The following is a 26,020-nucleotide window of genomic DNA, read 5'->3' as shown; positions in this document are numbered from 1 at the left end:
GCGGTGTGTTCGCTACGGGCGGGTCGAGACGAGTTCGAGCAGCTTGACGAGCTGATCGAGCTGTTCCGGGTCCGGACGGCCGGTCATGGGCGCCAGGGCGCGTCGGACTTCGTCCTCCACTCGCTTGGCCAGTTCGAGCCCGGCTGGGGTCATGTACACATCGACGACCCGGCCGTCGTCGGGGTTCTTGCCGCGCGTCAGCAGCCCCCGGCGCTGAGCGCGGTCGATGAGGCCGGACATCGTGGACTTGTCCAGGCCAAGGTAGGCGGCCAGTTCGGTAACGCGGGCGCGGCGGTCGCGGAGGATGCCGAGCACCCGCAGCTGGGTGAGCGACAGGTCGTGCTCGCCGCCGATGCGGGTCAGCACGCCTGCCACCTCGAAGGTGGTCCGGACGAGGGCGTCCACGACATCGTCGGCGGAGGTCATGCCGTCATGCTAGTCCGGCATGGTTGGCAATGCCAACCATGCCGGAGCTGACCGGGCGGAGGCGAATGGCTCCCCCTGCTCCAGCACCGGCGCGCCGCCCGCCGGCCCCTGCCGTCGACAGGGTGGCGCCGGGCACGAAGACGACGACGGGCGCGTCGGCCGGCCCGTCGAGTCGGCAGTGGGTACGGCCGGCGGGCAGATCGAGGAACTGACCGGTCAGATCAGACATCGTCGGGTCTTCCTCCGTCGAGAAGGTGCCGGGTGGCGGGGGAGGCCCGGGCGATGTTGATGTGTTCCGGGGGAGCGGGCAAGCGGGGCCGGGGCGCCGCAAAATACGTGGCCCGCCGCCCGCGGGCTCACCTAACCTGACCCGATGCTGAAGCCTTCCTACCCGATCCGCACCGACCGGCTGATCCTGCGCCCCTTCACCCCCGGCGACCTCAACGGACTGCACGCCATCCACTCGCTCCCCGAAGTCACCCGCTACCTGTACTGGGAGCCCCGCGACCTGGAAGCGGTCAGGGAGGCACTGACCACCAAGATCACCCAATCGGCGCTGCTGGAGGAGGGCCAGGCACTCACCCTGGCGGTGGAGCTGGCCGCCACCGGCGAGCTGATCGGCGACGGGCTGCTGTTCTGGCACAGCAGCCTGCACCGCAGCGGGGAGATCGGCTACGTCTTCCACCCCGACCACCACGGCAAGGGCTATGCCACCGAGGTGGCCCAGGCCCTGCTGGCGCTGGGCTTCGACGGCCTGGACCTGCACCGGATCACCGGCCGCCTGGACGGCCGCAACACCGCCTCGGCCCGCCTGCTGGAACGGGTGGGGATGCGCCGCGAAGCCCATCTGGTGGAGAACGAGATGGTCAAGGGCGAATGGACCGACGAGCTGGTCTACGCGATCCTGCAGCGGGAGTGGCGCGCCCGCCGCTGACCTTCCGCCCCGGGCGACAGGCATCAGGCACCCCCGCCGCGATCAGACGGCGAGCATCACGGGGCGGGGGAGCCGCCTGTCAGGGTGTAACCACGTGTGACCGCGATGAGGTCGCCGTCCTCCCTGGTGGCGGCGACCAGGCCGGAAGGCCTGGGGACGAAGCCCGGCACCGCCGACAGCCCGTCGGTCTCGCCGATGGCGGTTAGGCGGACCCGCTCCGCCTCCGGCATGCGCACGGTGAGGCGGACCCCCCGGGAAGGAATGCCACGGAAGCGGATCTCGGCGGGCCAGGTGCCGACTCGCGTACCGGTGACGGGGACGCTCACCGAGCCGAACCGGCCGGCGGCCGCGGTGACCTGGGTGACCGGCCGGTCCAGGCGCAGCATCACCGAACGCGCCCCCTTCCCCGCGGTCACGTGCAGCTCGAGGGTGTCCCCGGTGTGGGCCAGTACGGCGACCCGCGGACCACCGGCCGCGATCACCGGTGCGGGACCGGTCCGCAACGTGCCCCGCGCGTACCCCTCGGGAAGCGCCGCCGCGTCGTGGCCGGAGACGTAGCGCCTGGTCCACCGCGCAGGATCGGCATCAGCACTGACCCAGTGGGCGGTGCGGGTGTCGGCGTTCATGACGTAGGCCAGGTGGGTGCGCTGCGGCCGGCCGGCGTCGAAGGTGTCCACCCACAGCCCCGCACCCACCAGCCCTGCCGACAGGACGACGGCCGCCAGGGGCACGGCACGGACGGCCGCCCGGCTGGGCGCGACACCCGCCTCGGGCAGGAACACCTCCACGATCGGCAGCACCGACAGCCCGAACAGCGCCAGCACCAGCGCACCGACCCCGCCGAGCGCCAGCCCCATCCCGTCGAAGACGTTCCCGGCCAGGGAGGGCAGCAGCGTAGCCGCCATGACCGGACCCAGCATCGCCACGGCCAGCCGTACCCAGGCGAGCACGGGCAGCAAGACGGCGGCCAGCCAGCCGAGCGCGCACAGCAGAGCCGGCAAGGCGAACAGGAACGACGCCCCCGGAGCGACCCGGGCACACAGGACGCCCAGCCCGGCCAGCCAGGCCAGCGCCCCCACCGACAGCGCCGCCGGCCCGAGCCTGCGGCGCAGCGTCAGATACCAGCCGAGCACCGCCAGCGCGGACAGCACCGCGATGGCCGCCTGGAACGGCAGCGGACTGTGCACAAGCCCGCCCATGAGGTCGTAGGCGGGCCGCCAGGCCACCAGCAGCTCCCACAACCCCTGCGCCAGGACAACCGAGACGACCAGCGGCACGACGGCCGAAACCACCGCCCACAACAGCCGGGGAAGGCTGAGCAGCCGCCTGACACGGGCCAGCAGCGCCAGCCCGGCCACGGCAAGGACCGCCAGCCCGGCCAGCGGCCAGACGAACAGACCCGAATACGTGATCATGCCGCCCAGGGCGCGGAAATAGGTGACGTCATGCTCGGAGGACAGCGTCTGCAGGTCGGCATCGCCGAGGGAACGGGCCAGCGCCAGCATGTTCGTACCATGATGCTGCAGGCTGCCGTGATTGAGGTTGGCGATGGAGTCGCCGGCGGTGTGGTAGAGCGAGGAGCGCTCGATGTAGGCGAAGTTCATACCGGTGAATCCGGCCTTGGTCAGCGGGGTGAAGTCGGTGTTGTTCGGCAGCAGCCGATACAGCTCCACCATGGAGGAGTCACCACGCGGAGCGGGGACGGCGTTGACGAACGTCTCGACCAGCCGGGCGTTGTTCCTGGAGGTCTCGAACATCAACGAGGGACCGCTCACCCCGCGAGCCTCCCAGTTCAGCAGCACGCCGCCCTTGCGGCCCAAAGGGTGTTGCCGGACGAAGGCCTCGGCACCGAGCACGCCGTCCTCCTCACCGTCCGACATCAGGAGCACGATGTCGTTGCGCAGGCCGGCGCCCGCGCGCAACGCCCGGATCGTCTCGATCATCGCGGCCACCGCCGCACCGTCGTCGGAGGCGCCCGGCCCCATGGCCGCCGAGTCGTAGTGGGCGGCGATGAGCACCGTGCCGGTCGGATCGGTTCCGGGCAGCCGGCCCACGATGTTGTCGACCTGGCCGAAGGTCGCCAGCCCCGCCGCCGATCGAGCCCCGACGGACCGCTGGATCTCGACCTGAAGACCTGCGGCGCGTAGCTGCCCGGCCAGGTAGTCCCTGGCCCGGTGGCTCGCGCGGCTGCCGACGGGACGCGGCTCGGCGGCGAACTCCTTCAGATGCACCAGGGCTCGCCCGGCGCTGAACTCCCCGCCTGGCGCCGAGGCCGGCAGGGGCTGCATCGTGCTGCCCGTCATGGCCGAGAACACGATCACCACGGCCAGCGCGAGCAGGGCCGCCATGCCGGCCGGCAGCCGTCTCGGGACGTCGAACATCTTTCCGATCATGGTCAGGAACGGTACGTCTGACCGCCCAGCCGACGGAATGAGGCCCATATCCGCATATACCTGCGGTTTTCCGCACCCGTAAACGGCCACGCACCTCATACCGGAGCCCACACCGGGGGAGCCCGAACACCCAAAACAGGCACGAGAACCCCACAACCGAGCCGTAAAGTACAGCCATGGATCTCGCCCAGGCGCAAGCACTGTGGGACCCCCACCCCGGCTGGCTCAACACCGCCAGCTACGGCCTGCCCCCACGCCCCGCCTTCGAGGACCTGCAACGCGTCCTGACCGACTGGCGCACAGGCCGCACCGACTGGAAACCCTGGGACACCGCCACCGACCGCGCCCGCACCGCCTTCGCCACCCTCACCGGCGTCGCCGCCACCGACGTCGCCGTCGGCGCCACCGTCTCCCAGATGCTCTCCCCCCTCGCGGCCTGCCTGCCACCCGGCGCACGCGTCGTGGCCGCCACCGAAGAGTTCACCTCCAACCTGTTCCCCTGGGCAGCCTCGGCCGACCTGCACACCGCCCCCCTGGACCACCTCGCCGAAGCCATCGACTCCCGCACCCGCGTCGTCGCCTTCAGCCTGGTGCAGTCGGCCGACGGCCGCCAAGCCCCCCTCCAGGACATCCTCACCGCCGCCCGCGACCACGACACCCTCGTCGTGGCCGACGCCACCCAAGCCTGCGGCTGGCTGCCCGTGCAAGCCGCCCACTTCGACATACTCGTCTGCGCCGCCTACAAATGGCTCATGGCCCCCCGCGGCGCCACCTACGGCTACCTGTCAGCCCGAGCCCGCCGGCACATGCGCCCCATCGCCGCCAACTGGTACGCCGGCGCGGACCCCGGCGGCTCCTTCTACGGACCACCCCTGCGCCTGGCCGAAGGAGCCCGCGCCTTCGACCTGTCACCGGCCTGGTTCAGCCAGATCGGCGCCGCAGGCTCCATCGACCTGCTCAACCGCATCGGCGTGACCACCGTCCACGCCCACAACACCGCACTGGCCGCCCGCTTCCTCACCGCCCTGGACCAGCCCCCCACCGGCAGCGCGATCGTCACCGTCGAAGCACCTGACGCCCGCCGACGCCTCGAAGCCGCCGGAATCCGCACCGCCGTACGCGCGGGAAAGATCCGCGCCTCCTTCCACCTGTACACCACCGTCGACGACGTCGACCGCGCCGTGGAGGCCCTGACCCGATGACCATCCTGCACCTGGCCCTGGCCGCCGACTGGGAAGCCGCCCAACCGGCGGGGGAGTACCGCATCTCCACCCTCGGCCGCACCCTCGAACAAGAGGGCTTCATCCACGCCTGCACCGACCACACCCAACTGGAAGGCGTCGTCCAGCGCTTCTACCACGACATCGGCCAACCCCTGATACTGCTGACCATCGACCCGGCCGGCCTGGATGTCCGCATGGAGATCCCCCCCGACTCCACCGAAACCTTCCCCCACATCTACCAGCCACTCCCACTGCGCGCCGTCCTCTCCGCCACCGCCTTCCCCCCCAGCTGAACACCCCCGAACCGACCCCGGCAGGCAGATCACGCCCAGACCCCCGGCAGACCGGACCACCCAACCCCGCCCACCCCCCGGACGACAACCACCCCAACGCCTCCCCACCACACCCCCGCAGGGGTACGCTCACCCCATGCCGAACCTGATCGTCACCCTCCTCCTGACGGCAGTCATCGCCATAGTGATCATCGGCCTCATCGTGCTCGCCGTACGGGTGGCACAACGCCCCCGCAACGCCCTCGTCGGCGGCGGCATCGGCCCCGAACTCATCGAACAGATCCTCCAGCTCAAAGCCTCCGACCAATTCGACCAAGCCGTCTTCCTCGTACGCGGCGAGACCGGAATGAGCCACCGAGCCGCCGCACGCTTCGTCAGAAAAGTCCGCCCCACCACCCCACCCACCTGACCTGCACCTCCACGGATGGACCACCCCCCACAGGGGTAGGGGATCACCCAACGCCACCACAGCGAGGAGTGATCACCCCATGAGCGAACACGAACGTTCCCGCACCATGCCCGCACCCCCGCAGACCGTCTTCGACCAAGCCGGCGACCTCGACGGACTCGACCACTGGCTACCCCAGGACCTGCACGTACGGGCCGAGATCCTGCCCGACGTCACCGTCCACGAAGACAGCACCGGCCAGGACGCCCACGCACGCCTGCAGACCGACCCCGAACGGCTGCGCATCGAATGGGGAACCCGCGACAACGGCCGCTACGCGGGCTGGCTCCAGGTGGCCGACAGCGGCGACGGAACCAGCGAGGTCACCATCCACCTGTCCTTCTTCGACGACGACCACGCCCCCGCCGACGACGACATCGACCGCACCCTCGACGAAAGCCTGCGACGCCTGGCCGACCAGGTACGGCTACGCACCACCTGACCCCACCGGCCCCCCTCAACCCGCCGCACCCCCGCCCCCCTCCGGCCCCAACCGCTCCAGCACGCCATAGGCGGGATTACCCTGCGCGGCCCGGCGCACCTCACGAGCGGTCGAAGCGATGTAAGCCTGCCCCGTGACGATGGAGGAGTGCCCCAGCAACTCCATCAACTCATGCGCCGAAGCCCCCCGCTCGGCCAGCCGCGTCGCGAACTCATGACGCAACGCATGCACCAGCGTGCCCCTCTGCACCCGATCATGCACACCGGCATGGCGATAACACTGCCGGACCAGATACTGCAGACCACCCCGCCGCAACGGCTCATTACCGGTGTCGACCAGCAACGCCGCCGAACGGGGGAGCGCGCTCAACCCGAAACGGACCATACGGCTGTGCAGATAACGCTCCACAAGACGCTCCACCGGAGCCTCGATCGGAAGCGAGCGGCTCCTGCCCCCCTTACCCACCACCTGGATACGCCGATCACCAGGCGAACCACCGATCGACCCCAACGTCAGACCCAGCAACTCCGCCGAACGCATCCCGGTCACCAGCGCCAGCGCCAAAACCACCAGATCACGCTCCACCCACGGATCACGGGCCCTGCGCGCCCCCGCGGCGATACGCTCCAGCAACGTCGCCGAAGCACTCCCATCACCCAAAAGAGGCTTGGGAGCCTTGGCCGGCTGCTTGGGCCGGGGCACCGCCGCCATCGGATTGCCCTCCAGCAACCCCTCGGCCACACAGAAGGACAAGAACTGATTCCAGGCACTCCAGGCCCGGTTGACACTGGCCGGCGAACGAGGCCCGGAGAACTCCGCGAACGCCGTACGGACCAGCCGGCCACTCAGCGACCGGACCTCCAGATCCGCCACCCCCACCCCGGCCGCAGCCGCGGCCAGCCCCGCCACCAACTCCAGATCACGCCTGTAACCGGCAACGGTGTGCGAAGAGAGCTTCTTGGTCCGCAAGGCAGACAGGAACTCCGCGACCACCTCAGACAGACCCACCGGCACCGGCCGATCACCGCCGCTCACGACGGCCCTCCCACCGCACCCCGGAACAGCAAGATCACATCATGCACAAATCAGCATTATGCATCACAGGCACCCAACAACGGGGGACACACCACCCGGCAGGTCAGGCACTCTTACGGGCCCGCCACCGGCTCAAAATCTCCGCATCCCGCGCCGCCTCCACAGCCTCCAGCCGCCACAGGTCATCCTCACCCCGCGCGAACGGCAGCCACTGCTCATAATCACACTCACCCGGCCGCACATCACGGGTCCCGTCCACCTTCGTACCATCAGGCAGCGTCACGGCCCACGGCACGCGGAGCACACCACCCGGCAGCATGATCACGTTCAACGCAACCCCTCTCCGCCGACACCGCCCACCCGCCGCCAGCATAACCCCGCGACCGCCCCGCCAACCATGACACCTCCACCGGCCACCCGCTCAACCGATCCCGTAACGGCCAGACAGCCAGTGGTAGACCTCCTCGGCCCGCCCCTCATCACCCAGCAGGCGGATCAGACGGGTGACACGCCTGGTCAGCACAGAGGCGAAACACTCGGCGAACAACTCCCCGGCATCCTCCCGATAGGGCGACGCCAGATGATCCGCACACCCCCCGTGAAGCCGCCCCCAAAACTCCGCCCGCGAAGGAAACCCGTCCATGTGGTCACAGGCATGACCCAGCTCATGACCGCAGACACTCACGCTGGGGGAGGGGACGGTCCCCACGCCGATCCGCCGGGCCACCGGGTCGTACACCCCCGGACTACGGTCCCACCCCCCGTCCTGCACCGGCAGCCGCACATCCCTGAGAGACTCAAAACCACTCAGATCCGGCACAGCTCCGGGGCCCAGATAAATACCACCGGTCAGGTGAGCAGCCAACCGTACGGCGAGCCCGCGCGGCACCGCCGCGAGCGTCATGACCCCCAGCAGCAGACCGGCATCGGGAAAGACACCCGGATCCCAGCCCCGCGTCAGCCGCTCCTCCAAAGGACCCACATGCAGCCAGCCGGGGCGCCCTCTGCTGTGGCCGGCCAATCTCAGCCTCCCCGCGCGAACGGACCGGACCCCGCTCTACCGGGAAGGGGCCGACACCTTGATCACAGGCAACTATAACCACCACCGCCTCCGGCCCGTCCCCGCTGCACCGCCAGGTTCCCCAAAGCGCCCCGCCGGGGGAGCGGCCCGCCGTACCGGCACGACCCTCCACGGAGGGTGACCAACACCTCACCGGCCGCGGGCCGTCAGCCGCAGACCGCCGCCACGCCCGACCCGACCCCGCGCCGCACAGCGCAACGGCACCGGAACCCTGGAACCCTCACGGACACGGCACCCGGCGCCCGGAGACGGAGACGGGGCCGCGAGCCGCGAGCAGGCTGGAGTTCTCACCACAGAAGGGGAGGATCACAAGTGATGCATAAGTAAAATTATGCATCAAAAACAGCGGTCCGGACCGGAGCCCGCCGCGCGCACCACGGCCCGGGCATCACCGATCCGGCGACCCGCGCCCGGCCCCGCGCCCGTCGGCGCCGACGTGAGGCGGCACACGGCGACACCGGGCCGCAGCGGGCCACGGCGGGCCACGGCGGGCCGCCAGGAAATGGATCTTCCTCAAAAACGCCCAAAAGGCCCAAAGTAAGATCATTGGCCGCCCGGACGGCCATCGGCCGCCGGATTCACCGACACTCGCGCCGCCTGCCGTCCCGGCGCTCCGGCTCCGCGCCGGCTCCGGGCCGTCCGGACGGCAGGCGGCCGACGGCGACTACGGGAGCCCACGCGCCGAGACGGGAAAACCCGCCCCAACCCGACCCCCACCCCCCTATCGGGACAATGAAATCCTTAACCAGACAGAAGGTGAATTCTGTTTGGTATAAGAATTACCATCGCGATGCCCGGACCACACCGCCTGAGACCACCCGAGCACTCCACCGACATGCCACCCCCCAAGCTTCGCGCACACTGCGCTTCGAGAACGTCACGCAGGTCGACACGCCCCCCGGACCAGGTCTTCGACATCTCACCGGACGCGGGCGCCCGCACCGCCTCGACGGCAGGATCAGCCGAAAAGGCAGACGGCGGAGTGACCACCGGCCGTCTGAAGCCCGGCGAGAGCGTCACCCGGCAGGCAGCACTCCGGCCATCCGCCGCCGGGGTGCTCTACCGCCCAGGGCCCCCGGCCGTCCGGGCGGGGCGCGGGTGCCCCTCCCCCGCCCGGCGGGCTTTTCACGGGGCGGCCTCCAGCGTCAGCAGGAGCTTTTTGGCCTCGGCGCCTCCGACGTAGTGGCCGAGGGTGCCGTCGCTGCGGATGACGCGGTGGCAGGGGACGATGACCGGCAGCGGGTTGGTGGCGCAGGCGGTGCCGACGGCGCGTACCGCTCGGGGGCTGCCCGCGGCGGCGGCGACGGCGGCGTAGCTGGCGGTGGTGCCGTAGCCGATGTCGCGCAGGTGTGACAGGACCTCGCGGCGGAAGCCGTGGGCCAGGCGCAGGTCCAGGGGCAGGTCGAACAGGCTGCGGCGGCCGGTGAAGTACTCCTCCAACTGGCGGGCGGCGTCGTCCAGGCGGGCCGGGGCGCGTAGCAGGCGGGAGCTGACGGTCTCGGCGAGCCGGTCCAGGACCTTGTCGTGGTCCTCTCCGGCGTAGGCCACGCGTACCAGGCCGTGCGCGGTGGCGGCCAGCAGCAGCGGTCCGACGGGGGTGTCGAGGGTGCGGTAGGCGACGTCGAGGATCCCGGCGCGTTCGGCGGCCGCGGCCAGGCGGGCGTGCAGGCGGGCCTGGGTCGCCTGGTCGGCCTCGGGCAGCCGGCCGAGCAGTTCACCGCCGTCGACCGGGTTCGGAGGTGTGGTCGTCATCGGTCCTCTCCTTCGGGGTAGGTCTTGCGCAGGGTGGCGATGCCGTCGGCGGCGGCTCTTCTGGCGGCCTGGGGGCTGCCGCCCAGGACCTGGGCGACTTCGGCGTAGGGCAGGCCGGCCAGGTAGTGGTAGGCGATGGTCTGGCGTTGCTTGAGAGGCAGTGCGTGCAGTGCGTTCCACAGCTGTGACTCCTCGTCGCCGGGTACGCCGTCCTTGGCTGGTTTCTCCGGCAGGTTGTCGGTGGGGATCGCCCGCCGGGTCTCGGCCCGTAGCTGGTCGATGGCTTTTCTGTGGGCGATGGTGACCAGCCACGCTTCGATGTTGCTGTGTGCTCGCAGGGCCGGGTATGCCTGCATCGCGGAAAGGAACGTCTCCGACCAGGCGTCTTCGGCGGCGGCGGTGGGGCCGAGGACGGCGCGGCACACGCGCAGCACCGTCGGCCCGTGCTCAGCCACGATCTTTTCGAAGGGATGCTGTCTCACATCGGGTAAACGTTGCCGGCGGGTCGGATGTGAGGTGGGGGTGTCAAAAGAGTTGTCCTTGTCGCTGGGCGGCGGGGCGCGGGGCCGGCTGCTGGGAGCGGACCTGGGCGGCTACCCGGGCGGCGACGTCGGAGGGGTCTTCGTGTGACCAGAACCGCATGACCGTCCATCCGGCTTGCTGCAGGGTGGTGGTGGTCTGGCTGTCGCGGGCGGTGTTGGTGTCGATCTTGGCTTTCCAGTAGGCCCGGTTGGAGGCGGGTGGTGCGTAGTGGTCGGGGCAGCGGTGCCAGAAGCATCCGTCGACGAAGACGGCGATCTTGGCTGGTCCGAAGACGAGGTCGGCGGTGCGGCGCAGGTGCGGCAGGGGGCGCCTGGCCACGCGGTAGCGCAGGCCCATGGCGTGCAGGGCGCGGCGGATCGCGAGTTCGGGTCTGGTGTCGCGTGATCTGTTGGCCTGCATCACCCGGCGGGTCGCGGGCGTGCTCGCCCAGGAGCCCGGTGTCTCGGAGGCCTTCGGTGGGTGTGGTGGTTGCGGGGGGCGCGGCATCTGTGCGGCGGCTGCGGCGCTCTGCGGGTGGCCGGTGTTTCCCTGTCCCGTCTGGTGGGTGGGTGCCGGTGGGTGGTGTGTGCTCATATCTGGTCAACGTCCGGGGGCGGGCGGGTGTGAGGTCGTGGGGGGCAGGCCCGCGGGGTGGGGGGCGGGTCCCGGAGGGGTGGGAGGCGGCTATCCGGGGGGTGCTGGGGGCGTGTTCCGTTCCGGGTCGTGGGCGGGTGTCGGCCTGGGGTGTCTGCGCCGGCCTGTTCTGCCGGCGTGTTCCGGCCGTCGGGGTGTGCTCTGTGGGGGTGCTCGACGCGCCGGGTGCGGATGTGCTCGCCAAGATTGTCGGTGCCACCCCCTACGATGAGCCGACTCGTGGAGGGATGCTGCTGATGCTGGATTCGCTGATAGTGCCGCTGCTGGTCACCACCGATCTGCCGCCGGATGCGGATCTGGATGAGTTCGGGCGTTTGCTGGCCGACACGGTGCGGACGCTCCGGCATGGTGAGGCGTCTTATGCGGGGTTCCTGCACGGCGGGGTGTTCTGGCTGGATCGGCCCGGCCTTCCTGCTCACGATGGCGGGCCGGTCCCGTCGCTGGCCGATGAGTTGCGCTTTGCCGCGCTGATCGGTTTTCTGTCCATCTCGGGTCCGCTCAGGCCGGTCAAGGAGGTGGTCGCCGACGCCAGTGGGGCGATCACCGAGGCCGTCGCCGTCCGGTACGGCGATCTGGGCAGTCCTCCGGCGGTGATGGCGATCAGGACCGAGGATGTGCGCGAGCGGACTCCCCCGTCGGCGCTGCTGGTCAGGACGGCTGACGCGGTGGCGGAGCTGGTGGCGGTCGCCCGCCCCTACATGTGAGCCCTCTGCCGTAGGGGTCTGGTGGGGGCCGCTCCCCCGGTGCGGCTGGGCTGGGGGTGTGGTTTCGCCGGCGGCCTGTCCGGTTCTGTGCTGTCGGCCGCCGTATGGGCTGGTCCCGGTGGGGGTCTGTCCGCGGGGTGGGGGCCGGTCGCTTGCGTGCTCGTGCGTGTGGGCTCTTGCCGAGGCCGGTCGGGTGGCTTTCGGCGGGCGGGGGTGCTCAGGTCTGGATGGCGTCGACGAAGCGTTGGGCGTCGGGTTCGCTCATGCCGGTTTCGCCCCGGACCAGTAGGACGGCCTGTCCGCTGCGGCCGGTTGTTTTGAGCAGGCGGACCCGGGTGGCCAGGTCGGCGCCGTGGCCGGGTGGCAGCAGTGGCGTGGGCGGGTATGCCGCTGTGGCGCCGTGGTGGTACGGCGGCGCGGGGGTTCTTCCGGCGCGTAGGTCGTCGACGTATCTTTTGGCGTTCTTGAGGTCCAGGCCGGTCTGCTCGCGTACGAGTTTGATCGCGGGCACGACTTTTCCCGCGGTGATCAGGGCGGTTGCCTGCCACTGCAGTTGCGAGGCGTCGAGCTGCGGGTGCGGGTCGTTCTGCCGGCGTGGGGCGCGCCGTAGCAGTGTGACCGCCGCGCCGATGATCAGAGTGATCACGACGGCCGACAGCGCCAGCATGATCAGTAGCTCTGTGGGTCCGAGATTCGGCATGGGGTGATCGTACGGTTCCAGGGCGGCCGATCCGCCCCTGTTTCGGGGTGGGCGGTGAGCGGGGCGGGCCGGTCGGCTGCCTGTCCCCCGTTCGGGGCGGGCCGCTCGTCCTCTGATGAGACTTTCCTATAGGCGCTGCGGGCGCCGGCATGTGTGATCGTCTACTTTGGGCGGGTGGATGTGATCGCTGATCTTCTGGATGGGGTCCGGGCGCGGGGCGGGGTGTTCGGCCGTCCGCCTGCCTGTCCCCCGTGGTCGCTGCGGTTCGTGGCGCCGGGCCGGCTGTGGCTGGCGACGATGGTCGCCGGCCGGGCCTGGGTGGTCGCGGCCGGCGGCGGGCCGCGCGCGCTCGGGCCGGGCGATGTGGTGCTGGCGCGCGGCGAAAGGCCGTTCGTGATCGCCGATCCGCCGCAGACCCCGCCGCAGATCGTCGTGCACGGCGACGAGTGCCGGGGCGAGTTCGGCGCGGGCGGTGGGGCTCAGGGTGGGGCGCTGCTGGTGACCGGCGCCTGCCGGTTGGGCGGGGAGCTGCCGGGGCGGCTGCTGGCCGTACTGCCCGATCTGCTGGTGGTGCCGGGCGGGGACGTGCGGCTGGCGCCGGTGCTGGAGCTGGTGGGCGCGGAGGCGGCCGGGGTGGCGCCGGGCCGTCAGGTGGTGCTGGAGCGGCTGCTGGAGACGCTGCTGGTGGTGACGGTGCGGGCGTGGTTCGCGCGTGAGGAGGCCGGCGCGCCGCTGTGGTACACGGCTCTGGAGGATCCGCGGATCGGGCGGGTGCTGCGGATGATCCATGCCGCTCCGGCGTCGGGCTGGACGGTGGTGTCGCTGGCCGGGGCGGCGGGGATGTCGCGGGCGGCGTTCGCGCGCAGGTTCACCGCGCTGGTGGGGCGGCCTCCGCTGGCGTATGTGACGGAGTGGCGGATGGCGCTGGCGGCCGAGCTGCTGGCGCGGCCGGGTACGACGGTGGCGGTGGCGGCCCGTCAGGTGGGCTATGCCGACGCGTTCGGCTTCAGCGCGGCCTTCAAGCGGGTGCGCGGGGTGAGTCCGGGTGCGGTGCGGGCAGGCGGGTGAGTGTCCTGCGCGGTGCGGGCGGGCGGGTTGTTGTCGGTGCCGGCCGCTACGGTCGGCACGACGGTCGGCGTAGTCGAGGAAGGGTGTTCCTGAAACCATGCGGCCAGCGGATCTGAATCGTCTCACCGTCCAGGAGTCGGCCGATCGCTATGTGGAGCTGATCCGCGCCAAGACGCTGACGGGTGCGCTGTCGTCGGCGACGGCGGAGGTCTATGCGCGGGATGTGGCCACGTTCGTACGGCTGGCGGGTGAGGGGAAGGTTCTGGATGACCTGACCGGCGAGGATGTGGATGCGATTTTGCTGGCTTTCGCGCGTAAGCCCGACGGGCGGCGGGCCGAGCCGGGTGCCGGGCTGCAGTCGGCCTCCTCCCAGTCGCGTTTTCGCCGGTCGGTCTCGGCGTTGTTCAAGCACGCGACGCTGACGGGCTGGGTGCAGATCAATCCGATGGCGCTGGCGACGGTGACGGCCAAGGAGCGCGGGGGGTTGCGTCCGGAGCGGCGGGCGCTGACCCGTGAGCAGGCGCAGGGGCTGATCGGCGCGGCGCGTGATCTCAGTGGTCACCGCGGCGACGGCGGCGGCCGGGGTGGTGCGCGGGGTGAGGCGGGGGCTTTGGGCGGCACAGTGGCCGCGCCGGGGGCCGCGCCGGGGGCCGACGGCTCGCCGGCGGGTGCGGGGCGTGGCCGACGGCGGGACCAGCGCACCGAGCTGCGCGATGCGCTGATCGTGCTGCTGCTGTCGACGATGGGGCCGCGGGTCTCGGAGCTGGTGCGGGCGAATGTGGAGGATTTCTACACCAACGACGGGGTGCGTTACTGGCGGATCTTCGGTAAGGGCGGCAAGACGCGTGATGTGCCGCTGCCGGGTGATGTGGCCCGTGTGCTGGAGGCCTATCTGCTGGAGCGGGGCCGGGCCGAGGTGCAGGACAAGGCGCTGCTGCTGTCGTGGCGGGGCAGGCGCCTGGCGCGGGGGGATGTGCAGGCGGTGATCGACCGGGTGCAGCGGCGGGTGGATCCCGATCGGCGGCGTTCGGTGACGCCGCATGGTCTGCGGCATACCACCGCCACCCATCTGCTGGCCGACGCGGTGGACATGGACGCGGTGCGGCGGGTGCTGGGGCACAGTGATCTGGCGACGTTGGGCCGCTACCGCGACGAGCTGCCCGGCGAGCTGGAGGTGGCGATGCGGGCTCATCCGCTGCTGCGCGGGCCGTCCGGCGGCGGGTGAGGGTTTTGGGGGTGCGGGCCGGCGCCGTTTCGGGGTGCCGGCCCGTGCGGCCGGGTCGCGGGGCCCTTTGACGGCGGGGTCTTTGAGGGGTCGTCGTCAGGGCCGGCCGCGTTCACGGGGGGGTTGCCGCCGTATTCGGCCGCGTCGGCAACCCGGCCGCCGGCGCCATCGGCCGCTCCGTCGCATACGCCGGTCGTGGGGGTGTCGTGGGAGGGCTGTTGCGGGGGGGCCGTGGGGGTGCCCGTGGGGGTGCGGGAGGGGTCAGGCGGCGCGTTCGGCGGCGGCGACCTCGGCCAGGACGTCCAGGGAGATGCCCAGGGTGTGGGCGAGGGCGGCGATGGTGAAGAAGGCCGGGGTCGGGACCCGGCCGGTTTCGATCTTTCGGAGGGTCTCGGCCGACAGTCCTGCGGCGGCGGCGACCTCGGCCATGCTGCGGGTGCCCCGCGCCTGGCGCAGGATCGCGCCCAGCCGGTGGCCGCGTTCGTGGTCGAGCTGGGTCAGTGGAGGACGAACCATGTGAGGCACTCTAGCAACCGCGACAACAACGCCGGTATATGTATTGGGCATCCGGGACGTGTCACATGGTGGAGATCAAGAGCGCGGCCGAGATCTGCTCGCCCGGCGCCGGCTGCCCGGTGGACGGCGGCTCGTCGTGCACGCGCTCCGGCAGGGGCACAATCCTGCGGAAGGGAGGGCCCACCGGCGTAAAATGCCCGGCGTGGACGCGTTGATCGGCCGCTGCCGCGCCGAGATCGCCCCGGGCGCGGTTCACGTGCCCGACTGGCTGAGCCCCGCCCGGCAACGGCAGCTGGTGCGGGCCTGCCGCGCCTGGGCGCGCCCGCCGCTGGGGATGGAGCGCATCCGGCTGCCCGGCGGCGGCCTGATGTCGGTGCGCACCGTGTGCCTGGGCCGGCGCTGGCGCCCCTACCGCTACACCGACGAGCCGGTCGAACCGCTGCCGCAGTGGCTGGCGGAGCTGGGCCGCGCGGCGGTGGCCCAGACCCTCGGCGGCCCCTACGAGCCGGACGTGGCGCTGGTCAACTTCTACGACGACGCGGCCACGATGGGCATGCACCAGGACAGGGACGAGCGCGCCGCGGCTCCGGTGGTCTCCTTGAGCCTGGGAGACGCGTGCGTGTTCCGGTTCGGCAACACCGCCACCCGCGCCAGGCCCTGGAGCGATGTCCGGCTGGAGTCGGGCGACCTGTTCGTCTTCGGCGGGCCCTCCCGCCTGGCCTTCCACGGCGTGCGGCGGATCCTGCCCGGGACCGGCCCGCACGACCTGATCCAGGGACGGCTCAACATCACGCTGCGCCAGTCGGGCCAGGGGTTGTCCGGCGGCCTGCCGTAGCGGGCGCGTATGCGGAAGGCGGGCGCGCCACGCAGGCCCTCCCCCTGGCGGGCCTGCGCCGGTCGGGCCCGGGGTTGCCCGGCCGGGGCTGCGCGGCATCGGGCCGGCTTGACCCTCACGTAACGGCAGGGCACATGCTGGGCCGGGTCGGAAACGACACAGGAAAAAGGGGGGGCATGGGTTATTCGGTCGGGCAGGTGGCCCGGCTCGCCGGGGTGAGCGTGCGCACGCTGCACCACTACGACAACATCGGCCTGATGTCACCCGGGCAGCGCACCGCTGCGCGTTACCGCCGCTACAGCGAGGCGGACCTGCAGCGGCTGCAGCACGTGCTGTTCTACCGTGAGCTCGGCTTCCCCCTGGAGGAGATCGCGGTCATCCTCGACGAGAGCGGCACCGACGCGCTGACGCATCTGCGGCGCCAGCACGAGCTGCTCATGCGGCGCATCAGCCGGTTGCAGACGATGGCCGCGGCGGTGGAGCACGCCATGGAGGCACACAGTATGGACATCTCGCTGACCCCGGAGGAACGCTTTGAGATATTCGGTGATTTCGTCCCCGAAGCGCACGACGCCCAGGCGCGCGAACGCTGGGGCGGCGGCGAGGCGTTCGCGCAGTCGCAGCGGCGCATGACCGCGATGACCGCGGCCGACTGGGTCCGTTTCAAAGCCGAGGCGGCCCAGACGGTGGAGGGTTTCGCCAGGGCCCTCGCCGAGGGCCTGCCGGCCGGCGGTGAGCGGGCGATGGAGCTGGCCGAAGAGCACCGGGCGCACATCACCCGCTGGTGCTACGACTGCTCCTATGACATCCACCGGGGCCTGGGCGAGATGTATGTGGCCGATCCCCGGTTCTCGGCCGGCTACGAGTCGGCTGCCACCGGTCTGAGCGTCTACATCCGTGACGCCATTCACGCCAACGCCGACCGCGCCCAGCGCTAGCGCTGAGGCGTCCCCCGCGCGCCGGGGCGTGCGGCCCCGTAGCGGGACGACGGGCTCCGGGGGTGCAGGGGCCGGGGGTGTGCCGGGGGCGGCCTCGCCGTACATGGCCTCGGCGAGGCATCTCGTCCCCGGTGCGGGGGTGGGCTGCGCCGCGCCGGCGGGGCTCTCCCGTCTCCCCGGCGGCCCCACTCCCCCTTTTTTCCGGCGCTTTTCCTCAGTGCCCTTCCAGCGCCGCCCGCGTCACCGCCCGGCAGCGTCGGGGGCAGGTGAGCAGATCGGTGGAGTCGCCGAACTGGTCGACCGAGCCGAGCGGTGGCAGGGCCCGCACCCACGGGTCGGTGATGGCCTCGGTGAGCGCGTCGGCGAACCGCAGGCCGTCGATGACCTCGAAGGGCCGCTGGTAGTAGCCGCGGGTGGTGGTCTCCAGCGGCCGGCTCAGGCCGAGCCGGTTGTGCATCTGGGCCACCCGCTCATAGGCGCGGCCCAGATGGTGTTGCCGCTCGCGCCAGCCGTCGGCGGCCAGCGCGCCGGACAGTGCCTGGCCGATCTCGGCCGTGCCCGGCAGGCGGGTGAAGGCGCTGCCGAGCCATTTGGCGTACGGCGGGTAGCGGCGGCGCATCAGCAGGGCCAGCCGCATCAGGTCACGGGTCAGGCTCGCGGTCAGCACGGCCGAGCCGAGGTCGTCGCCGACCTCTCCGCACCGGCCGGGGAAGGCTTCCTGCTGGGCCAGGCGTCGCCACTGACAGGCCAGCACATACCGCCACAGGTCTCCCGGATACCAGCGCAGGGCGCTGCGGGTGGGTTCCAGGACCTGCAGGCCGTCGTGGAAGACCTCTCCGCGGGTGACCTCCGCCAGCCGCTGCCAGGGGGTGGACAGCCAGTCCAGCGCGCTGATCTGCGCCAGCGGATCGAAGCCGAGCCGCTCCGTCAGCCAGGCGGAGGGCCCGGTGACCTGGATGCCGTGCCCGTCGCCGAACGCGGTGGGGTAGCCGCCGAAGGTGGCCGGCAGGGCGGCGGTGATGGACGTCCGCAGCGCGCCGGCTGTCTCGGGGGCGACGAACAGCACCACCCGGGGTCCCCAGTCGTGGTCGGTGGAGCGCTCGGTGTCGAACGCCAGCACCTCGGAGCCGGCGCCGATCAGCGCCGCGCTGTGCGGCACATCGGCGACCATCGGCTGCACGACCTGCTCATAGAAGTTGCGCGAAAGCTCCAGACCAGGCACAAAACTGGACATCATTTCGTCCACTTTGCCGGGCGTGGCCGCCCCACGCACCAGGTTTTCCGCCGCCCGCCGCCCGCCGCCGGCTCACCCGTCCGTGGTCCCGCCCATGGTCGCGGCCGCCACCGGGCGCCCGCGCATGCCCAGACGCTCGTAGACGCCGATGGCGGCGCGGTTGTCGGTGTCGACCATCAGGGCCACCCGCCCGTGCTCGGCGGCCAGGGCGGCGAAGGCGAACCGGCACACCCGCCGGGCATACCCGCGGCCCCGATGGGCGGCGTCGGTGGCCACTCCGGCGACGAACCCGACCTGCGGGCACGACCAGGCGTCGGCGGCCGTGGCCACCAGGGCTCCGCCCGCCGCGCGCAGTCCCGCCCAGCGGCGCACCCCCGGCAGGCCGGGGACCGCCCACGACGACGGCGACGCCCCGGCCAGCAGGGCGCCCACCTCCTCGTCGGCGCCCTCCAGCCACCCGGCCCGCCCCGGATCCGCCCCGTCCGCCGCGGCCCCCTCCCTGCCGGTGTTCGCGCCGGTGTCCATCCACTCGAACGGCCGCGCCTGCCCGGTCCCGGGCAGCCGCTCCCCCAGCTCCACGATCAACGCCCGATCGCCCAGCAGCCGGTAGGAGGGCCCCAGCTCCGGCAGTGCCAGCCGTACCAGGGCCGCCACCTGCGACGCCTGGCCCCGCACCGTCAGGCGATCACGCCGGTTCAGCTCCGGGCTGGCCACCGCCACCGCCTCCCCCAGCGTCCAGGCCCGCACCCCGTCGCGCATCCCCTGCGCCGCCCACACCAGCAGCGTGTCGTCCTCGCAGGCGGCCGCCACCTCCGCGGCGGCCCGCAGCTCCGTCCCCTTCACCGCGGCCGCATCCCTTTCAGAGGATCGCCCCGGGAGCGTAGGCGGCCGCGGCGGGATAGCGGGCGACGACCTCACCGACGCGCGCCACGACCGCCTCCACCTGCTCGGCCGCCGCACCGGTGAACGCGATCCGCTGCTCCAGCAGCTCGGCCAGCTGCGCGGCGTCCAGCGGGAAACGCTCGTCGGCCGCCAGGCGCTCCAGCAGCTCGTTTCCGGCGCCCCGCTCACGCATCGCCAGCGCCGAGGCGACCGCGTGCTCCTTGATCAGCTCATGGGCGCTCTCCCGGCCCACCCCGGCCCGCACCGCGGCCATCAGCATCTTCGTCGTCGCCAGGAACGGCAGATACCGGTCCAGCTCGGCGGCGATGACCGCCGGGAACGCGCCGAACTCCGACAGCACCGTCAGCATCGTCTCGACCAGCCCGTCGAAGGCGAAGAACGCATCCGGCAGCGCCACCCGCCGCACCACCGAGCACGACACGTCCCCCTCGTTCCACTGGTCGCCCGCCAGCTCCCCGACCATGGAGGCGTAACCGCGCAAGACCACCGTCAGCCCGTTGACCCGCTCACAGGAACGGGTGTTCATCTTGTGCGGCATCGCCGAAGACCCCACCTGCCCCTCGGCGAACCCCTCGGTGACCAGCTCGTGCCCGGCCATCAGCCGGACCGTCTTGGCCAGCGAGGAAGGAGAGGCCGCCAGCTGCACCAGCGCCGTGACCACCTCGTAGTCCAGCGACCGGGGATAGACCTGCCCCACGCTGGTCAGGCGCCGGGCGAACCCCAGGTGCCCGGCCACCCGATCCTCCAGCTCCGCCAGCCTGCCCCGGTCGCCGCCCAGCAGATCCAGCATGTCCTGAGCGGTGCCGACCGGACCCTTGATACCGCGCAGCGGGTAACGGGCGATCAGCTCCTCCAACCGGGCGAAGGCCACCAGCAGCTCATCGGCCGCCGAGGCGAAACGCTTGCCCAGCGTGGTCGACTGCGCGGCCACGTTGTGCGACCGGCCCGCCATCACCGTGCCCGAATGCTCGGCCGCCAGCCCGCCCAGCCGCGCCAGCAACGCCACACACCGATCACGCACCACCAGCAGGCTGTCGCGGATCTGCAACTGCTCGACGTTCTCGGTCAGATCCCGCGACGTCATGCCCTTGTGCACGTGCTCATGCCCGGCCAGGGCGTTGAACTCCTCGATCCGGGCCTTCACGTCATGGCGGGTGACCCGCTCCCGCTCGGCGATCGAGGCCAGGTCCACCTGCTCGACGACCTTGTCGTAGTCGGCCACCGCCTGCGGGGCGACGGACACTCCCAGCTCCGCCTGCGCGGCCAGCACCGCCAGCCACAGGCGGCGCTCGGCCACCACCTTGTACTCGGGAGACCACAGACGGGCCAGCTCCGCCGAGGCATAGCGGGCGGCCAGGACATTGGGGATACGCGGCTTGGCAGTCACGTTGCGTCAGTCTATTGCGATGCCGCCACCACGGCCCGCACAGGGTCACCCCCACCCCGCCGCGGCGTGAGAACACCGCCGCCCCGGCGCCCGGAACCCCCGGCAAACAGCCGATCGCCGTACGGCGTGAACTCCACCGTACGGCGATCGGCGTCCCTCATCCCAAGCGGGTGCCTACCGGGCCGAGGCCAGCTCGTCGGCGTCGTAGACCTTCACCTCGGCCTCGTGCCTGCCGGGCCGAGGCCCGCGGCCGAACCGCTCCTTGGTCCGCTCCAGCATCACATACAGCGTCGGCACCAGCACCAGCGTCAGCAGCGTCGACGACAGCAGGCCACCGATCACCACGATCGCCAGCGGCTGGGAGATGAACCCGCCCGACCCGGTCAGGCCCAGCGCCATCGGGATCAACGCGAAGATCGTCGCCACCGCGGTCATCAGGATCGGCCGCAGGCGCCGCCGGCCGCCCTCGATCACCGCCTCCACCACGCCCATCCCCTGCTCCCGGTACTGGTTGATCAGGTCGATCAGCACGATGGCGTTGGTCACCACGATGCCGATCAGCATCAGCATGCCGATCAGCGCCGGAACGCCCAGCGGCGTGCCGGTGGCCAGCAGCAGGCCGATCGCGCCGGTCGCCGCGAACGGCACCGACACCAGCAGCACCAGCGGCTGCACGAAGCTACGGAACGTCGCCACCATGATCATGAAGACGATCGCGATGGCCGCCAGCATCGCCAGACCCAGCTGGCCGAACGCCTCCTCCTGGTCGGCGCTGACGCCGCCGATGGTGAACTTCGCCCCCGCCGGCAACGACAGCCCCTCCAGCTTCGCCGTCAGCGCCGCGGTGGCACTGCCCAGGTCGCTGCCGGTGGCCGTACCCGACACCGTCGCGCTGCGCTCACCGTCGATCCGCGTCACCTGCGTCGGCCCGTCGACCTTGGCCACCTTCGCCACATCCGACAACTCGACCTCGCCGGCGGCCGACGGCAGCTTCAGCGCACCGATCGCCTTCAGATCCTCCGGCGCCTCATCGAGGCGCAGGATCAGATCACTGGCCCGCCCGTCCAGGGTGATCTGGCCCAGCGGCGCGCCACGGAAACGCTGGGCGACCACCTGCGCGATCTGCGCCTCGGTCAATCCCTTGGCCGCCGCCTTGCGCCGGTCCACCTGGACCTCCACGCGCCGGCCGCTGGCCTGCAGGTTGGAGGAGACATCGCGCAGCCCGTCAAGTCCCGCCATCGCGCCGCGCACCGCCTCGGCCGCGCTCTGCAACGTCGCGGTGTCCGGCGCCTGGACGATCACCTGAAGCTGGTTGGTCGAACCGCCGCCCGGGGCGCCCTGCGCGCCACCGACGGTGACCTCGCCGATATCGGCCAGCGTCTTCAGCCGATCACGCAGTGCGCTCTCCAGCGCCGCGGTGTCGGCGCCCTCGGCGACCGTCACCGAGTAGGAGGCGCGATCGCCGCCACCGCCCGTGGCGCCCATGAACCCGCCGCCGGCACCCACGTTGACCTGGTAGCCCTCCACGTCCTTCAGGGAGCCCAGCACCTCCTCCACCTTCTTGGCCGCCGCATCCGTGGTGGCCAGGTCCGTGCCGGCGGGCATCTTCTGCGTCACCGAGAGCGTGTTCTGCCCCGAGGAGTCCAGGAAGTTGGTCTCCAGCCGGCCGGCCAGGCCCATCGTCCCCACGAAGATCACGACGCCGACCAGGACGGTGACCAGGCGCCGCTTGGTCGCAAAGCGCAACACCGGCATGTAGGCCCGCTGCAACGGACTGCGCAGCTCCTTGGCCTCCGCCTGCTCACGCACCACGCGCGCCTGCTCGGCGCTGAGCACCGGCGCCTTCAAAAACCAGTAGGCCAGCACCGGGATCACCGTCAGCGACACCAGCAGCGAAGCCAGCAGCGCCACCGTCACCGTGATCGCGAACGGCGCGAACAGCTGCCCCACCATGCCGCCGACCACCGCGATCGGCAGGAACACCGCCACCGTGGTCAGCGTCGAGGCCGTCACCGCCCCGCTCACCTCACGCACGCCCGCCAGCACCGCATCACGCTTGGCCTCGCCGTAGCCCAGGTGCCGCTTGATGTTCTCCAAAACCACGATCGAGTCGTCCACCACCCGCCCGACCGCGATCGTCAGCGCCCCCAGCGTGAGCATGTTGAGGGAGTAGTCGCCCAGCCACAGGGCGATCAGCGCGATGACCACCGACAGCGGGATCGACACCGCCGTCACCAGCGTCGAACGCACCGACAGCAAGAAGATCAAGATGACCAGCACCGCGAAGACCAGACCCAGCAGGCCCTCGGTGGTCAGGTCCTCGATCGAGCGCTCCACATACGGCGCCTGGTCGAAGACCACCGTCACCTGCGCCGAATCGCCGATCGCCCGGACCAGCTCGGCCTTCTTCTCGTTGACCGCATGGGAGATCGCCACCGCGTTGCCGTCGGGCGTCATCGTCACCGACACCCCCAGGCTCGGCTCGCCGTTGGTGCGCGTCAGCGAGGTGCTGGTGGCCAGCGAACGCTCGACCTCGGCCACCTCGCCCAGCTTCACCGGCTTGGGCGCTGCCACGGGGCGCTGCGCCTGCTGGGCCCGCTGCTGGGCCGCGGCCGCACTCTGCTGCCCCGGCATCTGACGTCCCTGCTGGGCGGCCTGCTGCGCCTGGGCCTGGGCCGGAGCCTGCTGGGCCTGCGCCGGAGCCGCGGGGATCAGATAGAGGTTCTTCAGATCCTCGATCGAGGCGATCCGGCTGCCCACCTGAACCGTCAGCGACGCCTTGTCCTGCACCAGGCTGCCCGCCGGGACCGGTTGCCCGTTGGCGCGCAGCGCATCGGTCACCGCCGTCGGCGCCAGCCCGCGCGCGGCGAGCTTCTTGACATCCGGAGTGATCACCACGGTCTCGTCGCGGGCGCCGGTCACCGTGGCCTCACGGACGCCGTCGATGCCCTGGAGCTCCGGCACCACGATCCGCTGGAGCTTGTCGGCCATGGCCCGCTCGTCACCGCCGGTCCCCACCGCCAACACCAGCACCGGGATGTCGTCGGTGCCGCCGGCCAGGACCTGCGGGTCCACCCCGTCGGGCAGCTGGGTGCCGATCCGCGCCACCGCCTGCTGCATCTTCGCCACCGCCGCGTCGATGTCGGTGCCGTACTCGAAGGCCACCTGAACCTGCGACATCCCCTCCTGGGAGGTGGAGGTGACCTCGGTGACCCCCTCGATGCCCTGGAAGCTGTCCTCGATCGGCTTGGTGACCTGCTCCTCCACGATCTCGGGAGAGGCACCCAGGTAGGGGGCGACCACGAAGGCGCCCGGGAACGAAAGCGACGGCAGAAGCTGTTGTTTCAGCGACGGGATCGCGAAGGCGCCGAACGCGCTCAACACGACCGCGATCATTATGACGAGGCTGCGGTTGGCAAGGCTCAACCTGGCCAAGGCGGTCATGGGGGCGGACTCCTAGGGGGACGGCACAATAAGTTTTGCCCACACTAACACTTCGCCTTATACGAATATTTAACGCCGCCTTGCTTTCCTGATAACCTTCTCAGGAAGCGAGAGGTGAGTGTGAACGACGAACGCGACCGACTGATCCGCCGGATCGGCGAACTCCAACGCGACCTGGGACGACTCTTCGCCCAAGACCGCCCCCCCTCCCCCCTCTTCGACTCCAACCTCACCATGCGCCAGCTCAAGGTCGTCATGCTCCTGTCCTTCCAGGACTCCGCCTCCGGCCAGGACCTCGCCCACCACCTCGGCGTCGGCCTCGGCACCGTCACCGGCATCGTCGACCGCCTCGTCGGCCACGGCCTCGTCGCCCGCCGCGAAGACCCCCACGACCGCCGCATCCGCCGCGTCGAACTCACCCCCGCCGGCCGTACCCTCACCGAGAAGATCGCCGACGCCGGCCTCGCCGACTTCCGCCGCCTCCTGCACTGCCTCGACACCCCCACCCTCCACGACCTGTCCACCGTCATGGACAAGATCCAGGCCGCCGCCCTCGTCCTGTCCACCGACAAGACCCATCGCCGGCACGAGGACCCCGGACGCGACCCCGGGACCAAATGATCCGCCCCCTCCCCACAGGCGCCCGGCACGGCCCATCGCGGCTTGCGGCCGCAACGCTCAGCCCGCGGGCGGGATGTTGTAGTCGGCGCGCAAGGTGTTGCGCGGGTCGTAGAGAGCGAGGGCGGATGCCGTCTCTCGCAGCGCCCCGGGAGCGGCCCGCCTGGGGGCTCCGGACAGACGCCAGGAGGACGTGAGACTCACATGCCGATGAACCGGATCGAAACGCTCATGGTCACCAACCCCGGCCGACAGGTCCTGCAGCACTGGCATGAGACGCCACTGCTGATGCGGCTGGGCAGCCGCACCCCGGGCGCGCGCACCGCCGAACCGCCGCAACCTGGGGCGGGCGGCAAATACCGCACCCTCATCCCGCACCCCGCCGCAACCACTGACCACTCCTCGGCACACACGGGCGGCATGTCGTGACTGCCCTGACCGCGGCCGCGTCGCCGGCCGCCGCCGGGTGGCGGGGCACGACCACCCTGCAGCCCGGTCGGCTCGCCTTCACCGGTGCGGCGGGCAGCACCGGCGCGCACGCCCACGCCGCGGTGCAGATCCTGCTCGTATCCTCCGGTGAGGTGGAGCTGAGCGACACCCACCGAACCCGCCGCACCGTGCGCGCCGCGATCATCCCCACCCTGGCCTCGCACGCCTTGCACGCCGGTCCGGACGCCACCGCCACCATGATCTACCTCGATCCGGCCAGTACGGCCGCCCGGCATCTGACCACCCAGCTCGACGGCGGTAGCCGCGACCACGTGGACGGCTGGATCGCCGCCGCACGCGCCGCCCTGCCACCGGCCGCCCTCACCGAGCACGCAGTGGACGCGTCGGCCCTGCTCTGCGACGGCTGGGCCGTACCGGAGACAAGACGGCACCCGGTGCTGCAGGCAGCCGTGGACCTGGTGCCGCAGCTGCTGCCGGGCCCGGTCCGGCTCACCGAGCTGGCCGCCACCGTCAGGTTGTCGGCCAGCCGCCTGGGGCACCTGTTCACCACCGAGCTCGGCCTGCCGTTCCCCGCCTACCTGCGCTGGGCGCGGCTGCGCCACGCCGCAGAGCTGGCCCAGCACGGCGCCAGCCTCACCCACGCCGCGCACGGTGCCGGGTTCACCGACAGCTCCCACTTGACCCGCGTCTGCCGGGAGATGTTCGGCCTGGCCCCCTCGCACCTGCTGCACGCCATCCGCCCCCACGCCGCCGGCGCCGCCTGAACGAGTTGCCCACGGCGCGGCCCTGTGCCAG

At 71.4% G+C, this 26,020-nt stretch carries 30 protein-coding genes; 13 read left to right on the top strand and 17 right to left on the bottom strand.

The window, feature by feature from the left end; all coding sequences use genetic code 11:
- Positions 1 to 12 precede the first annotated feature (12 nt).
- Together SROS_RS21655 and SROS_RS49735 are read right to left on the bottom strand one after the other, a co-directional pair.
- Positions 13 to 426 carry a MarR family winged helix-turn-helix transcriptional regulator gene (locus SROS_RS21655; protein ID WP_012891073.1) on the bottom strand — a complete coding sequence of 138 codons (414 nt, stop codon included), beginning with the start codon at positions 424 to 426 and terminating at the stop codon, positions 13 to 15.
- 4 nt (positions 427 to 430) lie between these two features.
- Positions 431 to 655, bottom strand: coding sequence for a hypothetical protein (locus SROS_RS49735; RefSeq protein WP_148269152.1), 225 nt, complete (start codon positions 653 to 655; stop codon positions 431 to 433).
- Between the two features lie 144 nt (positions 656 to 799).
- Here SROS_RS49735 and SROS_RS21650 point away from each other — a divergent pair, with 144 nt between their 5' ends.
- Positions 800 to 1,360 (top strand): GNAT family N-acetyltransferase, encoded by a 561-nt coding sequence (locus SROS_RS21650; RefSeq protein ID WP_012891072.1) that lies wholly within the window; start codon positions 800 to 802, stop codon positions 1,358 to 1,360.
- Positions 1,361 to 1,416: 56 nt separating this feature from the next.
- Here the strand turns inward: SROS_RS21650 and SROS_RS21645 are convergent, their stop codons facing one another.
- Positions 1,417 to 3,753, bottom strand: coding sequence for a M28 family peptidase (locus tag SROS_RS21645; RefSeq protein WP_043656302.1), 2,337 nt, complete (start codon positions 3,751 to 3,753; stop codon positions 1,417 to 1,419).
- 176 nt (positions 3,754 to 3,929) lie between these two features.
- On the opposite strand from SROS_RS21645, the gene SROS_RS21640 reads away from it, so the two are divergent.
- The 4 genes from SROS_RS21640 (at position 3,930) to SROS_RS21625 (ending at position 6,159) form a co-directional block, all read left to right on the top strand.
- On the top strand, positions 3,930 to 4,955 hold the full coding sequence (locus SROS_RS21640; RefSeq protein WP_012891070.1) for an aminotransferase class V-fold PLP-dependent enzyme: 1,026 nt from the start codon (positions 3,930 to 3,932) through the stop codon (positions 4,953 to 4,955).
- Positions 4,952 to 5,269, top strand: a complete 318-nt coding sequence (locus SROS_RS21635) for a DUF952 domain-containing protein (protein WP_043652558.1) — start codon at positions 4,952 to 4,954, stop codon at positions 5,267 to 5,269. The genes SROS_RS21640 and SROS_RS21635 overlap by 4 nt, the downstream gene beginning before the upstream one ends.
- Before the next feature lie 136 nt (positions 5,270 to 5,405).
- On the top strand, positions 5,406 to 5,678 hold the full coding sequence (locus SROS_RS21630) for a hypothetical protein (protein ID WP_012891069.1): 273 nt from the start codon (positions 5,406 to 5,408) through the stop codon (positions 5,676 to 5,678).
- Between the two features lie 79 nt (positions 5,679 to 5,757).
- Positions 5,758 to 6,159 (top strand): SRPBCC family protein, encoded by a 402-nt coding sequence (locus SROS_RS21625; RefSeq protein ID WP_012891068.1) that lies wholly within the window; start codon positions 5,758 to 5,760, stop codon positions 6,157 to 6,159.
- Between the two features lie 15 nt (positions 6,160 to 6,174).
- On the opposite strand, the gene SROS_RS21620 is transcribed toward SROS_RS21625, so the two are convergent.
- From SROS_RS21620 to SROS_RS21595, 6 genes are all read right to left on the bottom strand, one after another.
- Complete coding sequence (locus SROS_RS21620; protein WP_012891067.1) at positions 6,175 to 7,194, bottom strand: tyrosine-type recombinase/integrase; 1,020 nt, start codon at positions 7,192 to 7,194, stop codon at positions 6,175 to 6,177.
- Between the two features lie 103 nt (positions 7,195 to 7,297).
- Positions 7,298 to 7,525 (bottom strand): hypothetical protein, encoded by a 228-nt coding sequence (locus SROS_RS21615; protein WP_012891066.1) that lies wholly within the window; start codon positions 7,523 to 7,525, stop codon positions 7,298 to 7,300.
- A gap of 90 nt (positions 7,526 to 7,615) precedes the next feature.
- Positions 7,616 to 8,167, bottom strand: coding sequence for a hypothetical protein (locus tag SROS_RS21610; RefSeq protein WP_043652552.1), 552 nt, complete (start codon positions 8,165 to 8,167; stop codon positions 7,616 to 7,618).
- Between the two features lie 1,233 nt (positions 8,168 to 9,400).
- Positions 9,401 to 10,027, bottom strand: a complete 627-nt coding sequence (locus SROS_RS21605; protein WP_012891064.1) for a methylated-DNA--[protein]-cysteine S-methyltransferase — start codon at positions 10,025 to 10,027, stop codon at positions 9,401 to 9,403.
- Complete coding sequence (locus SROS_RS21600) at positions 10,024 to 10,509, bottom strand: RNA polymerase sigma factor (protein WP_012891063.1); 486 nt, start codon at positions 10,507 to 10,509, stop codon at positions 10,024 to 10,026. The genes SROS_RS21605 and SROS_RS21600 overlap by 4 nt, the downstream gene beginning before the upstream one ends.
- A gap of 43 nt (positions 10,510 to 10,552) precedes the next feature.
- Positions 10,553 to 11,143, bottom strand: coding sequence for a very short patch repair endonuclease (locus SROS_RS21595; protein ID WP_342632937.1), 591 nt, complete (start codon positions 11,141 to 11,143; stop codon positions 10,553 to 10,555).
- Between the two features lie 203 nt (positions 11,144 to 11,346).
- Here SROS_RS21595 and SROS_RS21590 point away from each other — a divergent pair, with 203 nt between their 5' ends.
- Positions 11,347 to 11,907, top strand: a complete 561-nt coding sequence (locus SROS_RS21590) for a hypothetical protein (protein WP_245564692.1) — start codon at positions 11,347 to 11,349, stop codon at positions 11,905 to 11,907.
- Positions 11,908 to 12,124: 217 nt separating this feature from the next.
- Here SROS_RS21590 and SROS_RS21585 read toward each other — a convergent pair whose 3' ends face one another.
- Positions 12,125 to 12,607 carry a hypothetical protein gene (locus tag SROS_RS21585; protein ID WP_043652549.1) on the bottom strand — a complete coding sequence of 161 codons (483 nt, stop codon included), beginning with the start codon at positions 12,605 to 12,607 and terminating at the stop codon, positions 12,125 to 12,127.
- Positions 12,608 to 12,781: 174 nt separating this feature from the next.
- Here SROS_RS21585 and SROS_RS21580 point away from each other — a divergent pair, with 174 nt between their 5' ends.
- A complete protein-coding gene (locus SROS_RS21580) occupies positions 12,782 to 13,675 on the top strand; it encodes an AraC family transcriptional regulator (protein WP_012891059.1) in 894 nt (297 codons plus the stop codon).
- Between the two features lie 97 nt (positions 13,676 to 13,772).
- Complete coding sequence (locus SROS_RS21575; RefSeq protein ID WP_012891058.1) at positions 13,773 to 14,900, top strand: tyrosine-type recombinase/integrase; 1,128 nt, start codon at positions 13,773 to 13,775, stop codon at positions 14,898 to 14,900.
- Between the two features lie 261 nt (positions 14,901 to 15,161).
- Here SROS_RS21575 and SROS_RS21570 read toward each other — a convergent pair whose 3' ends face one another.
- Together SROS_RS21570 and SROS_RS53910 are read right to left on the bottom strand one after the other, a co-directional pair.
- Positions 15,162 to 15,416, bottom strand: a complete 255-nt coding sequence (locus tag SROS_RS21570) for a helix-turn-helix domain-containing protein (RefSeq protein WP_012891057.1) — start codon at positions 15,414 to 15,416, stop codon at positions 15,162 to 15,164.
- A 61-nt stretch (positions 15,417 to 15,477) separates the two neighbouring features.
- On the bottom strand, positions 15,478 to 15,600 hold the full coding sequence (locus tag SROS_RS53910) for a hypothetical protein (RefSeq protein ID WP_281048017.1): 123 nt from the start codon (positions 15,598 to 15,600) through the stop codon (positions 15,478 to 15,480).
- A 9-nt stretch (positions 15,601 to 15,609) separates the two neighbouring features.
- Here SROS_RS53910 and SROS_RS21565 point away from each other — a divergent pair, with 9 nt between their 5' ends.
- On the top strand, positions 15,610 to 16,251 hold the full coding sequence (locus SROS_RS21565) for an alpha-ketoglutarate-dependent dioxygenase AlkB family protein (protein ID WP_012891055.1): 642 nt from the start codon (positions 15,610 to 15,612) through the stop codon (positions 16,249 to 16,251).
- A 176-nt stretch (positions 16,252 to 16,427) separates the two neighbouring features.
- Positions 16,428 to 17,189, top strand: a complete 762-nt coding sequence (locus tag SROS_RS21560) for a MerR family transcriptional regulator (protein WP_012891054.1) — start codon at positions 16,428 to 16,430, stop codon at positions 17,187 to 17,189.
- Positions 17,190 to 17,403: 214 nt separating this feature from the next.
- Here SROS_RS21560 and SROS_RS21555 read toward each other — a convergent pair whose 3' ends face one another.
- The 4 genes from SROS_RS21555 to SROS_RS21540 form a co-directional block, all read right to left on the bottom strand.
- On the bottom strand, positions 17,404 to 18,426 hold the full coding sequence (locus SROS_RS21555; RefSeq protein WP_148269151.1) for a DUF4037 domain-containing protein: 1,023 nt from the start codon (positions 18,424 to 18,426) through the stop codon (positions 17,404 to 17,406).
- A 69-nt stretch (positions 18,427 to 18,495) separates the two neighbouring features.
- A complete protein-coding gene (locus tag SROS_RS21550) occupies positions 18,496 to 19,266 on the bottom strand; it encodes a GNAT family N-acetyltransferase (RefSeq protein WP_012891052.1) in 771 nt (256 codons plus the stop codon).
- Between the two features lie 16 nt (positions 19,267 to 19,282).
- Positions 19,283 to 20,713 (bottom strand): adenylosuccinate lyase, encoded by a 1,431-nt coding sequence (gene purB / locus SROS_RS21545; protein ID WP_012891051.1) that lies wholly within the window; start codon positions 20,711 to 20,713, stop codon positions 19,283 to 19,285.
- A 174-nt stretch (positions 20,714 to 20,887) separates the two neighbouring features.
- A complete protein-coding gene (locus SROS_RS21540) occupies positions 20,888 to 24,157 on the bottom strand; it encodes an efflux RND transporter permease subunit (RefSeq protein WP_012891050.1) in 3,270 nt (1,089 codons plus the stop codon).
- A 114-nt stretch (positions 24,158 to 24,271) separates the two neighbouring features.
- Between SROS_RS21540 and SROS_RS21535 the strand changes: the two genes are divergently transcribed.
- A complete protein-coding gene (locus SROS_RS21535; protein WP_012891049.1) occupies positions 24,272 to 24,778 on the top strand; it encodes a MarR family winged helix-turn-helix transcriptional regulator in 507 nt (168 codons plus the stop codon).
- 57 nt (positions 24,779 to 24,835) lie between these two features.
- On the opposite strand, the gene SROS_RS51055 is transcribed toward SROS_RS21535, so the two are convergent.
- Entirely contained in the window at positions 24,836 to 24,979 is a 144-nt protein-coding gene (locus tag SROS_RS51055; RefSeq protein WP_169369334.1) for a hypothetical protein, read from the bottom strand.
- A gap of 6 nt (positions 24,980 to 24,985) precedes the next feature.
- On the opposite strand from SROS_RS51055, the gene SROS_RS21530 reads away from it, so the two are divergent.
- Together SROS_RS21530 and SROS_RS21525 are read left to right on the top strand one after the other, a co-directional pair.
- Complete coding sequence (locus SROS_RS21530; RefSeq protein WP_148269150.1) at positions 24,986 to 25,204, top strand: hypothetical protein; 219 nt, start codon at positions 24,986 to 24,988, stop codon at positions 25,202 to 25,204.
- On the top strand, positions 25,201 to 25,989 hold the full coding sequence (locus tag SROS_RS21525; RefSeq protein WP_012891047.1) for a helix-turn-helix transcriptional regulator: 789 nt from the start codon (positions 25,201 to 25,203) through the stop codon (positions 25,987 to 25,989). The genes SROS_RS21530 and SROS_RS21525 overlap by 4 nt, the downstream gene beginning before the upstream one ends.
- Positions 25,990 to 26,020 lie beyond the last annotated feature (31 nt).

This window comes from Streptosporangium roseum DSM 43021, from assembly GCF_000024865.1.
GTDB lineage: Bacteria > Actinomycetota > Actinomycetes > Streptosporangiales > Streptosporangiaceae > Streptosporangium > Streptosporangium roseum.
The sequence above is the reverse complement of the archived record's forward strand: the minus strand, read 5'-3'. Positions and strand labels throughout refer to the sequence as shown.